This window comes from Micromonospora sp. NPDC049139, from assembly GCF_055586845.1.
In genome coordinates this window covers 508,774-509,261 of record NZ_JBVJHK010000003.1, presented here as the reverse complement: position 1 = coordinate 509,261, position 488 = coordinate 508,774, and positions in this window count along the sequence as shown.

Genomic DNA, 488 nt, shown 5'->3' with positions numbered 1-488 from the left:
TACGCAGGGTGTAACGACCCCGGCCCGGCCACGATTCCGCCCCCACGATGCCCCCGGTCACACCCCGAACCGGACCCACGGGACACTGCCACCCGACCCCTGTCGAGCTGCCCTCACAGATGGGGCACACGTGCCCTGGCAGGCGATCGAGCCTGGTGTGACGGGTGGTCTCACAGACGGGGCAGCTCGACAGCACGCCCCCGACCACCCGCCTTTCGGGGCGAACGGCCACAGACGGGGCAGCTCGACAGCGCCCACCGCACCCACCCACCGGCCCGGTCAAGAGCGGGCCGACGGGCCCTGACCTCGCGGGTCGACACCTCGCCACCGCATCGCCCGTCGCCTCCCGACGGGCGTCCCGACGGGCCTCCCCCACGGCCAATGCCGGATAACGGACAGCCAGGCACGGACGGCGCGCGACCACCGACGGGGTGTGGCCCGCCGTGCCCGGCGCAGGGATCAAGCCTGACCGCCCGGAGCCGGGCACG